The 16,243-nt window shown below is 37.3% G+C and carries 9 protein-coding genes; 7 read left to right on the top strand and 2 right to left on the bottom strand.

The window, feature by feature from the left end; genetic code table 11:
• The first annotated feature begins 8 nt into the window (after positions 1-8).
• From QM491_RS18915 to QM491_RS18940, 6 genes are all read left to right on the top strand, one after another.
• A complete protein-coding gene (locus QM491_RS18915; protein WP_283329102.1) occupies positions 9-1,382 on the top strand; it encodes a RagB/SusD family nutrient uptake outer membrane protein in 1,374 nt (457 codons plus the stop codon).
• Between the two features lie 256 nt (positions 1,383-1,638).
• On the top strand, positions 1,639-2,748 hold the full coding sequence (locus QM491_RS18920) for a TlpA disulfide reductase family protein (RefSeq protein WP_283329103.1): 1,110 nt from the start codon (positions 1,639-1,641) through the stop codon (positions 2,746-2,748).
• A 202-nt stretch (positions 2,749-2,950) separates the two neighbouring features.
• Positions 2,951-4,075 carry a TlpA disulfide reductase family protein gene (locus tag QM491_RS18925; protein WP_166551889.1) on the top strand — a complete coding sequence of 375 codons (1,125 nt, stop codon included), beginning with the start codon at positions 2,951-2,953 and terminating at the stop codon, positions 4,073-4,075.
• 648 nt (positions 4,076-4,723) lie between these two features.
• A complete protein-coding gene (locus tag QM491_RS18930) occupies positions 4,724-5,794 on the top strand; it encodes a PLP-dependent cysteine synthase family protein (protein ID WP_283329104.1) in 1,071 nt (356 codons plus the stop codon).
• Between the two features lie 55 nt (positions 5,795-5,849).
• Positions 5,850-7,892 carry a protein-disulfide reductase DsbD family protein gene (locus QM491_RS18935; RefSeq protein ID WP_283329105.1) on the top strand — a complete coding sequence of 681 codons (2,043 nt, stop codon included), beginning with the start codon at positions 5,850-5,852 and terminating at the stop codon, positions 7,890-7,892.
• 10 nt (positions 7,893-7,902) lie between these two features.
• Positions 7,903-10,719 carry a M16 family metallopeptidase gene (locus QM491_RS18940; protein ID WP_283329106.1) on the top strand — a complete coding sequence of 939 codons (2,817 nt, stop codon included), beginning with the start codon at positions 7,903-7,905 and terminating at the stop codon, positions 10,717-10,719.
• A gap of 270 nt (positions 10,720-10,989) precedes the next feature.
• Here QM491_RS18940 and QM491_RS18945 read toward each other — a convergent pair whose 3' ends face one another.
• Both QM491_RS18945 and QM491_RS18950 read right to left on the bottom strand, forming a co-directional pair.
• Positions 10,990-11,640, bottom strand: a complete 651-nt coding sequence (locus tag QM491_RS18945; RefSeq protein WP_283329107.1) for a hypothetical protein — start codon at positions 11,638-11,640, stop codon at positions 10,990-10,992.
• 182 nt (positions 11,641-11,822) lie between these two features.
• The gene (locus tag QM491_RS18950) at positions 11,823-12,857 is read right to left on the bottom strand and encodes a LacI family DNA-binding transcriptional regulator (RefSeq protein WP_283329108.1); all 1,035 of its coding nucleotides are present in this window, start codon (positions 12,855-12,857) and stop codon (positions 11,823-11,825) included.
• Between the two features lie 756 nt (positions 12,858-13,613).
• On the opposite strand from QM491_RS18950, the gene QM491_RS18955 reads away from it, so the two are divergent.
• Positions 13,614-16,100, top strand: a complete 2,487-nt coding sequence (locus QM491_RS18955; protein WP_283329109.1) for a glycosyl hydrolase 115 family protein — start codon at positions 13,614-13,616, stop codon at positions 16,098-16,100.
• Positions 16,101-16,243: the final 143 nt, after the last annotated feature.

Consider the following 16,243-nt stretch of genomic DNA (forward strand, 5'->3'; position numbering starts at 1 on the left):
AATTTACTATGATTAATATACATAAATTTAAAAGTGGATTTTGGGCATCAGCCATCGCTATTTCGACTTTGTTTAGCTCATGCGAGTCGTTTGTCGATTTGGGTGCGCCACCGACACAAGTGGTATCGCAGGATGTTTTCAAAGCCGATGCCACAGCTACCAGTGCAGTACTAGGTTTGTATTCAATCGGTAACATGACAAGCTTTGTGCAGGCAAGCACTTTTTACCCAGGCTTATCAGCAGATGATATTCAGTACAATACCGTGAATGCGTCTTATGATGAATTTGAAAATAATGCTTTAACCAATACCAATTCTCTGGTAGAAAACTCGATTTGGTATATTGCGTATCAACAAATCAAAAATACCAATAATGCAATTTACGGATTGAATCAATCTCAAACGTTGACGCCATCCTTGAAAGACCAATTGTTGGGAGAAGCAAAGTTTGTTCGTGCTTTGACTTATTTCTACCTAGTCAATTTGTTCGGAGATGTGCCAATGCCATTAACTCCTGACGCAGATTATGCAACGAATGCGACTTTGCCTAGAACGCCTGCGGCTGATGTTTGGAAACAAATTATTACCGATTTGAAAGAAGCACAAGCGCAACTTCCTGCCACTTATGCTGGAACGTTTAAGGCTAGAGCCAATAAATATGCCGCTTCGACTTTGCTGGCAAGAGCGTATTTGTACACAAAAGACTGGGCAAATGCGGAAACTAGCGCTACCTCGGTGATTAGTTCACAAGCCTATACATTGCCAGCTTTGGCAGATGTATTTGTGAATACGAGTAACGAAATTATTTGGCAACAGGCTAATGCTTCAGGAGTATCAACTTTCGGAGGCAATTTCTTGGCTGCTTCTGGTGTGATTCCAGCTTTTACTTTAGTAGATACTCTGTATAAGTCTTTTGAGGATGTCGATTTAAGAAAAACTAACTGGACAGGTGTTACGACTGTTGGTGGTGTAAAATATTACTTTATCAATAAGTACAAAGTAAGAACAGGTACAGGAAATGAATACAACGTAGGTTTGCGTTTTGCAGAATTGTATTTAATTGATGCGGAGGCTAAAGCGCAACAAGGTAAAATCGCTGAAGCAAAAGCCGACGTAGATATTATTCGTAAAAGAGCAGGATTAGCCGCTTTGACGAGTACTATTACCAAAGACCAATTGTTATTGGCAATTGAAAAAGAGAGAAAGTTAGAGTTATTTGGTGAATGGGGACATCGTTGGCTTGATTTGAAACGTACAGGTCGTGCTGATGCTGTTTTGGGAGGAATTAGAAAAAGTACTTGGAAATCGACCGCAGTATTGTACCCAATTCCAGAAAACCAGCGTGCTGCCAACAAAAACCTAACTCAAAACCCAGGGTACTAGGTGCTGATGTAGAATGGTGAGTTAGTAGTATATCCATTTCGGATATCGGATGTTGGATTGCGGAAGTATAACCTACTTTTTTTACCCCAAAAAATGAAGGTACTTTCAGTATTTCCGCAATCAACAATCCTAAATCCGCAATTGTTTGTAACCTTTCAAATAGGTCTAACTCACAATTCCGCACTAATATTCCATGATACCTATTCTTGTTTCAGAGATGTTTTGTAATTTTCTTTTTGAAACAAGAATAGGATTTATGAAAAATTTTGGAAATGCTTTGTTGTGGCTACTTTGGGTCAGTTCAACCGTTTTGGGACAGAAACAACATGAACAAACCCCAAAGTATCAGATTAGTGGTAAAATAGAAGGGCTCAAAAAACGAAAAGTCTTTTTAAAAAGCTATTTCCACGAAAAGGAAATCATTGACTCTGTTTTCTCACAAGATGGAAGTTTTCGCTTTCAAGGAAAATTAGCATATCCTCAAACTTTCACACTATATCTTAGTCCCATGACGGACGAACGAAAAATAGTGGTACAGGCTGGGAATATGCTGGTAACCGCAAAAGCAGGCGATTTGGAACATGCTCAAATACAAGGTTCAAGTGCCAATGATGACATGGATATTTATCAAGAACAGATAAAACTGGGACGAAAATTTGCCAAAGGAGTCAGCGCAGTGGAGTCAGATAATACGCTGACATCCACCGAAAAGCAAAGAAAGATATATGGCATTTTTACCAAAGTGGAATCTTTTTATGACAGCGTGACTACCGAATTTGTAAAATCTCATCCCAATTCGATCGTAAGTGCGATGGTTATCAAGTCTAGGTTTATACAGGCAAATAATGAAGCCAAAGCCCGTGAGAGTTTTGAGGTTTTGACAGATGTTGTGAAGAAATCATTTTATGGAAAAACGATTCAATCTTATTTGTATGAAAATGAAAAAGTGAGTGTTGGCAAAATAGCCGCTGAAATTACGATACGGGATGTAAACGGAAATCCATTCCAATTATCGTCGTTGCAAGGAAAGTTTGTGCTCATTGACTTTTGGGCTAGTTGGTGCGGACCTTGTCGCCAAGAAAACCCCAATTTGGTACAAATGTATCAAGCGTTCAGAGAAAAGGATTTTGAGATTGTTGGCGTTTCGATTGATGATAACATAAAGAGTTGGACAAAGGCCATAGAGACGGATTCGCTCGAATGGAAACAGGTTTGCGATGGAAATGGGATGGAAGGAGAAGTAGCTAAACGCTATTTCATCTCGGCGATTCCTACTAACTTTTTGCTAGATAAAAGGGGCAAAATTATTGCCAAAAATTTAAGAGGCGAAGAGCTCAAAAAAGCATTAGATTATTTTATTAAATAGACAAAATTATGAAGTTGGGGCGATACTATTAGGTAGGAGTGCTGAAACTGTTTATTTGGGATATCGGATTTTGGATTTCGGAAGTGTAAGCTTCTATATTTCCGAAATCAGAAATCCCAAATCTGAAATTGTTTGAAATCCTTCGTACACTACTAACTCACAACTCATAATTCATCATTTTCAAAGTTTAACCAATTCTTTTATGAAAAAAATAGTATTGGCAATGAGCATCAGTATGCTCGCTGTCACAGGGCTTTTTGCGCAAAAAAAAGCTGTAGCTACCGAAAAATACCATATTTCTGGTAAAATCTCAGGTCTTAAAAATGAGAAAGTGTATTTGTCTACTTACAACGGGAAAGGCTTTGACATAGATTCATTGATTAGCCCAGATGGAACTTTTACCTTTCAAGGAGAAATCAAACACCCTGCGATTTACAATCTATATCTAGTTCCTAAAAAAGAGAGTGCTCGAATTTTTGTTCAAAGTGGAAAGATTACGGTTGTTGCCCAAAAAGACTCTATTGGTAAAGCCACGGTAAAAGGATCAAAAATTCATGAAGATTGGATGATTCACCGTAAACAAATGGAAGGCGCTCATGCATTAATGGGTAAGGCTGATAAAATGTTTTGGGAAACAAGACAAAACAAAACGCCTGATAGTTTGGCTATTAGAGAAAAAGCTAGCAAACTCTTCCGTCAAGGTGAAAGTTACGCTGACAGTGTTTGTAAGCAATATATTACTACTCGCCCCACTTCATTGATTAGTCCTTTTATTATTTACAGCTATTTTACAAGACCAGGTTCAGAGGAAAAAGCCAAAGAATATTTTAATTATTTAGCGAAAAATGCGAAGGATTCCTTTTACGGACAAGAAGTAAAAACCTTTTTGGATAAAGCAGCCAAAGTAGATGTGGGTCGTATGGCACCTGTGTTTACCATGGCAGATTCAACAGGTAAAGCCTTCAATTTAGCGTCTTTGAAAGGTAAATATGTGCTGGTAGACTTCTGGGCTAGCTGGTGTGGACCATGTCGTAAAGAGAACCCGAATGTTGTGAAGGCGTATAACCAATACCGTGATAAAAACTTTGAAATCGTAGGGGTTTCTTTAGACGATAAAAAAGCCAATTGGATGAAAGCAATTGATGCCGATAAACTCACATGGATTCATGTTTCTGACCTAAAAGGCTGGCAAAATGAGGCGGCTAAAATGTATGCAGTAGCAGCAGTACCAATGAATTTTTTGCTAGATAAAAACGGTAAAATTATCGCCAAAAACTTACGTGGTGAAGATTTAGAGAAAAAACTAGCTGAGTTAGTGAAAGAATAAAACTAAAAAGGTAAAGTGTTGTAAGTCAAGTATTAGGTGCTCATATACAATGCTTTATCCCTTTTTTTAAACCGTATGCAATAGGTGCTTGATTGGACGAACCTGACAATTAATCCTCTAAAATCAGATGAATAACACATTTGAGAAGTTTATTCATTGTACTGTTGCTACGGTTTAAGAGCATGTTTAAATTTTCTAGGTCATTAAAAATAAAAAAGTTTGTATTTATTTTTCTGAAATCCTGTTGTTTGAGCCGCAGGCGAGTTTAGGATTTCTTGACTTTCTTTTGTTACTTTTCTTGTGTCAAGACAAGAAAAGTAAGGGGTGGCAAATCGAAATGTCTTTTTTAAAAGATAATAAATAATGTTTTAAAGCATAGTTTGAGATTATGAAGCTGTTTAAACTTTTCAAAAAACATATTTTATTGATTAATTCTTCGTCTTACTTTTTGTCTTGATACAAAAAGTAACAAAAAAATCAAGAATTTATAAACTCGCTTCGCTCAAACAGTATAAATTCATTGCTTACGCGAGCAAGTTTATGAAAGTTTAAACAGCTTCAGCTTCTAAATTAAAATAGACTATCATTTTCGATAAATTATCTGATATTACCCCAGTGCAACTATTCTTCTCATTACCTTTTTGAATTATGCTTCCATCAACAATCAATCCTGCTATTAGTAAGGATTTACAAGAAAAATTTAATCACCTTTGGCATTTGGTGGGCAATACCCCCATGCTGGAGATTTTTTATACCTACAAAGGACAAAAACGCTCTTTGTATGTAAAATGTGAACAATACAATCTCACAGGAAGTATCAAAGACCGAATGGCTTTGTATATCCTGCAAAAATCTTATGAGGAAGGCAAAATCAACCCTGACGACATTATTGTAGAAGCCACAAGCGGTAGTACAGGTATTTCATTTTGTGCTATTGGTCGAAGTCTCGGACATCCCGTACAAATCATTATGCCAGATTGGTTGAGTAAAGAACGAATGGATATTATTGCCAGTTTTGGAGCAGAAATCACCTTGATTTCGAAGGAAGAAGGAGGTTTTTTGGGCAGTATTCGACTTTCTGAAAAAATGGCAGCCTTGAACGATTCGGTGTTTTTACCAAGGCAATTTGCTAATACATACAATGCAGATGCGCATCAAATGACCACAGGGAAAGAGATTTGGTTACAACTGCAAAGCATAGATGTATCACCCGATGCCTTTGTGGCGGGCGTAGGTACTGGAGGTACTGTCATGGGAGTGGGTAGGTATCTAAAATCTCGAAATAGACATATCAAAGTACATCCTCTCGAACCTGCCGAGTCGCCAACACTTTCGGTGGGACGCAAAATTGGGTCACATCGTATTCAAGGAATTTCGGATGAGTTTATTCCCGATATTATTCGATTCGAAGAACTCGATGAACCCGTTCAGGCTAGTGATGGCGACTCGATTATTTTGGCGCAAAAGTTGGCTCGCCAACTAGGTTTGGCGGTAGGTATATCGTCGGGTGCTAACTTGATTGGCGCTATTAAGGTGCAAGATGAACTAGGAGAGGAGGCAAGAGTAGTAACGATTCTTTGTGATGATAACAAAAAGTATTTGAGCACAGATTTGATGCGTGAAGAACCCGTGAAAGATGGATACTTGTCGCCCGAAATAGAGTTTGTCAACTATCGCCCTATCAGTAGGTTGGCATTTCCTTCTCCACGAATGGGTTAACTAGCTTTTCTGAAAAAAAATCACTAAATCGTTCATTGATAAACCTTTATACACAATGAAAAAAATCTTCACCTTGTTTTTGCTCTGTCTAGCTTTTGTAGCGGAGGCGCAAATCAAAAAGCCCGTAAAGTGGTTATTTAAAGCTACTTCTTTGTCAAATAAGGAGGTTCAGTTGACCTTCATCGCCACTATCGACAAGCATTGGCATATTTACTCGCAACACATTGCAGAGGGCGGTCCTGTACCCACAAAGTTCAAATTAACGCCTTCGCCAGATTTTGAACTGATAGGTGGGGTTTCGGACGATAGTAAAGTAGTAAAAGCGTTTGACCAAACTTTTGGCATGGACTTACTGTGGTTTGAAAAATCAGCGAAGTTTTCTCAAAAGATTAAGGTCAAAAGTACAACGACGACCGTCAAAGGTTCGGTGGAGTTTATGGTGTGTGACGACACCCAATGTCTTCCTCCCGATGAGTTGGAGTTTTCGATTCCTGTGAAAGTAGAGGAAGAAAAAAGTACGAAGAAAGACACGAGTCTTGTACCAACTCCTCAAAAAGATACAGTTATTCAAGAAGCTAGTACTGCGACTCTTCCTGTTGCCAGTGTAGATACAGCCAGTAAGGTACAAAGCATTTCAGTAACATCGCCTCCCAAACAAGAGCAACAAGCCTTGTGGTTAACCTTTTTAGCTGGTTTATTAGGTGGTTTTGCCGCTTTGTTGATGCCTTGTATTTTTCCGATGTTGCCTATGACAGTAAGTTTTTTTACCAAACAAGCCAGTTCAAAATCAAATGGCATTACCAAATCATTGGTTTATGGGCTGTCAATTATTGTGATATATGTTGCCTTGGGATTATTGATCACTGTATTTTTTGGTGCAGATGCCTTAAATGATTTATCTACCAATGGAATCTTTAACCTCGTATTTTTTGTGATGTTGATTGTTTTTGCAGCTTCATTTTTTGGGGCATTCGAAATCATGTTACCAGCATCATGGCTCAACGCTTCGGATAAAGGTGCTGATAAAGGAGGCTATTTAGGTATTTTCTTTATGGCAACAACGCTAGCCTTAGTTTCATTTTCATGTACAGGACCTATCATCGGAACGCTATTGGTACAAGCAGCCACAATGGGTCAATTATTAGGACCAGCCATCGGAATGTTTGGGTTTGCCTTGGCTTTGGCATTGCCATTTACCTTGTTTGCGATGTTTCCAGCATGGATGAACGCTTTGCCTAAATCAGGGGGATGGCTAAATTCTGTCAAAATTGTTTTAGGCTTTTTGGAGATAGCCTTAGCCTTGAAATTTTTGTCAAATGTTGACTTAGCCTATCATTGGCAATGGTTCGACCGTGAAATATTTCTGACACTCTGGATTACTATTTTTGCTTTATTGACGCTCTATCTTTTGGGCAAAATTCAATTTTCTCACGATTCACCTGTGGCGTATTTATCAGTGCCACGCTTGTTTTTGGCTATTATTTCTCTAGCATTTACGGTTTATATGGTGCCAGGTTTGTGGGGTGCGCCACTTGACTCGATTGCCGCATTTTTGCCACCACAGCATACCCAAGACTTTGATTTATATACACAAAAAATTGGTGCAGGTAATCCACAAACGAACCAACATCCAGCTCGAAAATATGGTGAAATTTTTCATGCGCCACTCAATCTTGACACTTTCTTCGATTATGAGGAAGGAATGGCGTATGCAAAAGCCAATCATAAGCCTGTTATGATAGATTTTACGGGTCATGCTTGTGTCAACTGTCGTAAAATGGAGGCAACAGTCTGGTCAAAACCTTCGGTACTGAACCGACTACAAAATGACTATGTGATTATTCAGTTATATGTAGATGACAAAACCGAATTGGCGAAGTCAGAGCAGTATTTTTCTACTTATAGCCAAAAACAAATTACGACTATTGGTAAAAAATGGAGCGAAATGCAGGCAAAGCAGTTCAATACTAATTCTCAACCTTATTATGTCTTGCTAGACAACGAAGGAAAGACATTGGTAAAACCACAAGGTGCTAATTATGACGAAAACAACTTTTTATCTTTTCTTGAAAGTGGTTTAAAAGCTTTTAAAAAATAATATTAGTCCAATGAAAAAACACATCGTTTTAGCACTATTTGCTTTTGCAAGTAGTCAGATAACTATTGCCCAAACTAAACTCGTAGAAAAGATTACAAAGAAAGGCAATGAGTTGGTGATTCCTTACGAAAAATACAAACTTCCAAATGGGTTAACTTTAATTATCCATGAAGACCATTCAGATCCGATAGTCCATGTAGATGTCACCTATCATGTAGGTTCTGCGAGAGAGGAAATTGGAAAATCTGGTTTTGCTCACTTTTTTGAACACATGATGTTTCAAGGTTCAGACCATGTCAAGGATGAGGAGCATTTTAAATTAGTCACCGAAGCTGGCGGAACGATGAACGGCACCACTAATCGTGACCGAACCAATTATTTTGAAACCATTCCAAGCAACCAGCTTGAAAGAGCTTTGTGGTTAGAAGCCGACAGAATGGGCTTTTTGTTGGATGCAGTTACTCAACAAAAGTTTGAAGTACAGCGTGCGACAGTCAAAAACGAAAAAGGACAAAACTACGATAATCGACCTTATGCGGCTGGTGCTGAGTATGTTGCACGTACACTGTATCCTTATGGACATCCTTATTCTTGGCTTACAATTGGCTACGTTGAAGACCTCAATAGGGTAGAAGTGAGCGATTTAAAGAACTTTTTCCTTCGTTGGTATGGACCAAACAATGCCATTCTGACGATTGGAGGAGATGTAAATCCGAAAGAGGTAATCAAACTTGTGGAAAAATACTTTGGTTCTATTCCCAAAGGTCCTGGGGTATCTCCAACCGTTTTGGCGCCATTTTCTATCAACAAAGATAGATATGTGAGTTATGAAGACAATATTCGTTTTCCTATGTTGCAAATGGTATTTCCGACAGTACCATCTTTTCACAAAGACGAGCCAGCCTTGGATGTTTTAGCGGAGATTTTAGGCGGAGGAGCTACTTCTTTATTCTACAAAAATTTTGTAAAAGCACAAAAGGGCATACAAGCTGGCGTGTATAACTCCACTTCTGAATTATCAGGGGAGTTTACCATGACCGTGCTTGGATTACCTAACACTCCTTTGAACCAACTTGAACAGATGGTCAGACAAACCCTTGAGGAGTTTGAAAAAAGAGGGGTAACAGAAGACGATTTAAAACAATTCAAGGCGAGATACGAATCGAATGTTGTAAAATCACTTTCGAGTGTGTCTGGAAAAGCTTCACAATTAGCCCATTGCCAGACGCTGGGAGGCGATGCCAATTTGTTAACCAAAGAACATAAGGCTGTTTTGGCGGTGACAAAAGAGGATGTTTTGAGAGTATATCAACAATATCTGAAAGGTAAGTATGGAGTTATTTTAAGTGTTTATCCCAAAGGCAAAAAAGAGCTGATAGCGGCACCAGATAATTACACAGCTTCTCATGAAAAGTATCAAGCACCCGATTATGGATACAAAGGCTTGAAATATGTAAAAGCAAAAGATACGTTCGATAGAAGCAAAAAACCTGAAGCTGGCGCAAATCCGTCTTTAAAGATTCCTGCATTTTGGAAAGAAAAACTCTCCAATGGAATCAAAGTTATTGGTAGTTATTCCAATGAGATTCCTTCGGTAACACTATCGTTTTCTATCAAAGGAGGACATACGATTTCGGCAACTGATTTGTCTAAAGTCGGAGTTGTACCGTTGGCGGTGGCGATGATGAACGAGGCTACGCAAAAACATACTGCTGAGCAATTGGATGGCATGTTGAGAAAATTAGGAAGTTCGGTGTCGTTCAATGCAGGTGCTGAGGCGATTTATGTCCAAGTGAGTTCATTGACCAAAAATCTCGATGAAACCTTAGCCATTTTACAAGAAAAATTGTTTGAACCCAAATTTGCTCCAGAGGATTTTGAGCGTTTGAAAAAACAACAACTAGAAAGTATTGCTAATCAAAGTACTCAGCCTGCTGCTATTGCAGATAAAGCTTACGGTAAAATTTTGTTCGGCTCCGAAAGCATCCAGTCATATCCTTTAAGTGGAACAGTTGAAACGGTGAAAAATGTCACGTTAGAGGATGTTAAAGCACTTTATCAGCAATATTTTGCTCCAAACGTAACGAGTTTGGTTGTGGTCGGAGATATGACAGAAAAAGAGTTTTTACCGAAAATACAATTTTTAGAAAACTGGAAATCAAAAATATTCAATTTGCCAAAGATTGCTCCAAAGCCTAATACCTTGAAGCCTACTTTGTATTTGGTCGACAAAGAGAAAGCTCCTCAATCCGAAATTCGCATAGGTTATCTCACAGACTTTGCTTACACACCCGTAGGAACATATTATGCTGCTGAAGTAATGAATTATGTTTTGGGAGGAGCATTTAACAGTCGCATCAATTTGAATTTACGTGAAGAAAAAGGATACACTTATGGCGCACGTTCGGGCTTTGGTAATTCTAGAATCGCCAGCAATTTTACCGCACAAGCTAGTGTAAAAGCAACGGCAACCGATAGTTCAATTGTTGAATTTATCAAAGAAATCAAGCAATACGCAGATAAAGGGATTACGGATGAGGAATTGACTTTTACCAAAAAATCTATCGGTCAAAGTGATGCCCTTAAATATGAAACACAGGCACAAAAAGCTTCCTTTTTAGGTTTGGCACTGGAGTTTGAAGAAATGGGAGATTTTGCAGAAAAAAGAAAGCAATTATTAACCAGCCTGTCAGCCTCTGAGATTAATGTGCTTGCCAAAAAATACTTACCCTACAACAATATGATTATTGTGGTGGTGGGTGATAAAAAAAGTCTAAAACCTAGTTTAGAAAAATTAGGCTATCCAATCATTGAATTAGACAAGTAAATTTTAAAGGTAATTTAGTTAAGTTTAGATGAAGCAAAAAGCTACTGCTATGATATAGTGTAGCTTTTTTTTATGCAAAAGTTTTAAAAATGAGTTACTCTAATGAGTGGTAATTTTTAATATGAAATTTACTTGTAGAGACGCAATGCTTTGTGTCAAAAGAGGTGTTATTATAAAATATAGTACTAAAAAGGGCGGTCGAAAAACTAATTTCGACCGCCTTCTTGATTAACTGTCAATACTCTTATCTTCTTAGCAAGTTTTAGCTACTTACTTTGTATTTTCTTTGACGATTTTTAAGATTTCTTCAAACCTATATACGGCAATACTGCCATCACTAATTTGAAGCTTAATATAATTATTTGGGATTTGCTCAATAATTATTCCTTTGACAGTACTCCCATCTTTGAGATATACAACATCAATGAGTGTTTGTGGATTAGAAATAATTTCATCCTGATGGAAATTCTGACAAGCACCATAATTAACCGTATAAACATACGTTTTATAATCCATCTTACTAACGCCAGGTTCATGCTCATCAGGCTTATATAGGGCTCCAGAAGCAAGGTCGATTACAAGACCATAAGGAATAGGGATTCCTGCTATACCTGTAAAAAATACTAGTGAGGAGGCAAAAGCCCAGCCTCTAAGTTTCCGCCCTTTAAATGGGATATGTTTAGTGTCACAACCATCCGCTTTAAGAGAAATAACGACGTTATTAGCGTTTTTTCGGCTCATTTTTATGATTCCTTGACCCCGACCAGCATATACATCACTCACAAAAATTTGAGCATTAGGATTATCTACAACACGGATATGAGCGGTGTATTTGGATGAGCCAATGATAGATGCGCAACTAGATAATAAAGATTGAGCAATAACTAAGGTAGAAAAGAGATAAATTGTAGATTTTTTCATGTTTTTTAAAATTGTGGTATGTTGTAGCAGAGGCTGAACAAGAGCAGAACACTAAAACATAGATGATTTATGTAAAAGCAAATAGCGTTTTAATAGATGTTTGAAATTAGTAAAAAAGAAATATTAAATAGAATAACTATGATAAATATTTAGGTATAGAATAAGAAATAATTTTGCACATATCAATGACGATTTTTCAAAGATGAACCTCGCACAATTAATTCTGAACGAACAACTAAGGTGCTGATTTGGTTAATTTTTGTATCTTCTGCTAATTGCTCAATCAAACTTTTGGCGGCAATTTCTCCCATGTCTATGCCAGGGTAATCTATCGTGGTAAGTTGTGGCTCAATAATTTTGCCGACGGCATCATTATTAAAGCCAACAATCGCAATATCTTCAGGAATATTAACGCCGTTTTCCTTAAGCGTTTTCATACACACTGCTGCAGAAAAATCATTGGTAATAAATGCTCCATCGGGGCGAGGATTCATTTGTAAGATATACTCTGCTGCTTCAACGCCACATTGTTCACTCAAATCTTTAATCAAAACATTGCTCTCAGAAAATGGTAAGCCCGCTTCATCAAGTGCATCTCGATAGCCTTTATAACGTTGTTGGTAAACGTTGCGTGTTAAACTGGCGGTTACCAGCACAATGTTTTTGCAACCCTGTTCTATCAGATGTTTAGTTGCTTGATAGCCACATTTATGATTATCGATAATCACTTTGGCGCTATCCGAACGCTCTTCGACACGGTCAAAAAAGATGACTGGAATATGTTTGTCGTGATATTGTTTATAATGATTGAGATTGGTCGTGTTAAGTGCCAATGAAGCTATTAATCCATCTACTCTTTTGTGAAAAAGGTTTGTAGCATTGGCAACCTCCTTTTCATAACTCTCATAAGAGTGCGCAATAATCAAATCGTAGCCTGCTTCAGTGGTGATTTTTTCAATTCCTGCCAATACCGAAGTGATAAAGTTGCTATTTAGCTCGTGCACAATCACGCCAATCGTATTGGTTTTTTGTCTGCGAAGATTACTAGCAATAATATTTCTGCGGTATCCCAATTCGATGGCTGTCTCCAAAATCTTCTTTCGAGTCTCCTTTTTAATCGCTGGATGATCTTGCAATCCACGACTAACAGTCGCCGATGAAATGTTCAATTTTTGGGCAATATCGTATATAGTTGTTTCTTTCTTTGTGTTCTTCATATCGCAAACGTTTGCGTAAAAATACTAAAAAAAATCTTTTCTCTATGGAAGACTCAGGATAAGTCATTCTACCTAATTTTGAAATAACTTTTTTTAAGTTTAAAAACTCTATTTTTGATGTAATGCTCTGATTGTTAAATTGTTATATATTGGTTTTGGTTATTTTTTTATTGTAGAGATAGAAAATGTATCCGATTGCATAAAATTGTACTGAATTTTTCATTTTTACTTAAATAATGAGGATTTGAATATAAGAATAGTCCAAATGTAATATACTCTTATTTTGACTTTTTAGAGGAATTAATAAAATTAATCTCTTAATAATTATCAATAATCAGACTTTTTTAGGGATTAATCAAGAAAATAGTAAAATTTAAAAATTTATGCAATCGGTTGTATTTTTGTGGTTTTTATTTAATTTTGCATTCGTTGGTTTTGTACAATTTTGAAAATTCACGTTTTCTCAGTGCCTTTTACAAAATCTATCAAGAATTGTTTTCTAAACTTGGATTTATGACTTTGAAAATATGTTGGCTTCGAGCTGCCTTTAGCTCTATGCTATTGAGTTTGCGGTCTTCTATTTCATCTTTTGCTCAAACCTCAGAGCGATATTTTGAGAGGTTCGAAACGTCACATGGTGATGTTCATCTCAATGTCTTCAAAGTATATTCACTGAATATATTGACGATTTTGTTCCCAACTAAAAATCCACAGAGTCTCTAATTGTGAAAGGTGTTGAATTTTAAATCTATCATTATGTCAAATATTGTTAAATGCCTTTTGGGAATAAGTTTGTGTTTGTTTACTCAGTTGAGTTTTGCGCAAAATATGTTTGTGTCCAAATCTGGTTTTCCCCTCACTCAGTCAGTCATATATGTAGATAATTCAGAAACGGAGTTAGTAAAAACGTCTGCTTCTTTGTTACAAAAAGATATTGAAGCAGTTACAGGTAAAAAACTCGAAATAGTTTCGGATTTTAAAGGCATCAAAACCAACGCTGTTGTCATTGGTACTTTTGACAATTCGGCCTTTCTAAAAACGCTTATGGCGAAGAAATCGCTGAAGCCTCATTCGATTGCCCAACAATGGGAGGGAAGTTTGATTCAGACGATGCAAAACCCACAAATGGGAATATCAAATGCACTGATATTGGCTGGAAATGACCGCCGTGGAGTGGCTTATGCCGTTTTTGAACTGTCTAAACAAATGGGTATTTCGCCTTGGAATTGGTGGGCGGATGTACCTGTTGTGAAGAAAAAGGAACTGTATTTCAAAACACAATTTATACAGACAGATGCACCAAAGGTAAAATACAGAGGTATTTTCTTGAATGACGAAGCACCTGCACTTTCGGGATGGGCGAAAGAAAAGTTCGGAGGATTTAATCATCATTTTTATGAAAAAGTATTTGAACTTCTACTACGTTTGAAAGCCAATTATATTTGGACTGCCATGTGGGGAAATGCTTTTTATGCGGATGATTCTTTAAATATCAAAACGGCAGATAAGTATGGAATAGTCATCGGAACTTCACATCATGAGCCATTGATGCGTGCGCACGATGAGTGGCGTAGATTTGGTTCAGGACCTTGGAATTATGAAGCCAATGCTGAGAAATTAAGAGCATTTTGGAAAGAAGGGATGAAGCGTGCTTGGAACGAAAAAATTGTGAGTATCGGAATGCGTGGTGATGGAGATGAACCTATGTCGAGAGAAACGGCTACGGCTTTGTTAGAAAAAATCGTAGCAGATCAGCGCAATATCCTTGCTGATGCTACTGGAAAACCTGCCCAAGAAACGCCACAGCTTTGGGCTATTTATAAAGAAGTTCAGGAGTATTATGATAAAGGTATGCGAGTACCAGATGATGTGACATTGCTATTTTGTGACGACAACTGGGGGAATTTACGCAAACTTCCTAAGCTTACCGACGCACCCAGAAAAGGTGGTTACGGGATATATTACCATTTTGACTATGTAGGCGGACCTCGTAATTATAAGTGGTTAAATACCAATGCTATTCCTCGTATTTGGGAGCAAATGCATTTAGCTTGGGAACATCAAGCAAGAAATATATGGATAGTGAATGTAGGTGACCTAAAACCGATGGAATATCCTATTTCGTTCTTTTTGGACTATGCTTGGAATCCTGAAAAAATACAGGAAAATGACTTGACTAAATATGCCAAAAACTGGGCTAGTCAACAGTTTGGTCAAGAAAATGCTCAAGAAATTGCGGAACTTTTGAGACTATATACCAAGTATAATGCTCGTCGCAAACCAGAATTGTTGGACGATAAAACCTATTCATTAGAGACTGGTGAATGGGCAAGTGTAAATCAGGAATATCAACATTTGCTGTCTCGCGCGGAGATTGTGAAAAGTAAACTTTCTCAACCGTATCAGGATGCTTATTTTCAATTGGTTTTGCACCCGATTAAAGCCTGTGCCAATTTATATGAAATGTATTTTCAGGTAGCATTAAACAAAAAAGCTTTTGCCGAAAAATCCATTAAAGCAAACCAATATGCTGACAAGGTAAAAGAACTATTTGCCAAAGATTCATTGATTACCAACGAATATCATGGATTGAATCAGGGTAAATGGAATCATTTGATGAGTCAAACACATATTGGATATACCTATTGGCAACAGCCCGAAAAACAAAAAATGCCTGAGGTTAAATACCTTAATGTAAATGAAGCTTTGCCAGAAAAGCCACTTGAAAATAGTTTACAGACAAGAACACAAGTTATTTTAGAGGCAAATCAATTTTCAAAATTGATAAATACAAAAGAAGTTACTTGGAAAATTTTGCCTGACCATGGTCGGACAGGCTCAGCTATTACGACTTTTCCTGTAACAGCAACAACACAAAGTTTGAGTGCTAATTCTCCTCATGTAGAATATGAGATAGAAACTCAACAAGCAGGAGAAGCTATTGTAAAAGCCTATTTCTCACCAACGTTGAACTTTCATGCAACGGAAGAAGGACTTCAATATGCAATTTCAATAGACGATGAAACTCCCCAAATTGTGAGTCTTAACAAAGAAGATAAAACAAGTGATAAAGGTATCTGGAATAAATGGGCTGCCGAAAATATCAATATCAAGACAACAAATCATAGCATACTAAAAGCTGGTAAACATACTATCAAATATTGGATGATTAGTTCAGGAGTGGTTTTACAAAAAATTACCCTAGATTTTGGAAATACACCGAAGACTTATTTAGGAAATTGATTGTTAACACTTTCTAAGTCTCGAACTAGGCATAAAATAATTTCAATCTATCACGAATTTTAAATAAATAATTGAAAATTAGATAATTAAAATGAACTGTCTCAAGAAGAAATAAATTTCACTCTGTGCCTCTGTGCCTCTGT

It is taken from the genome of Flectobacillus longus, assembly GCF_030056705.1.
Classification (GTDB): domain Bacteria; phylum Bacteroidota; class Bacteroidia; order Cytophagales; family Spirosomataceae; genus Flectobacillus; species Flectobacillus longus.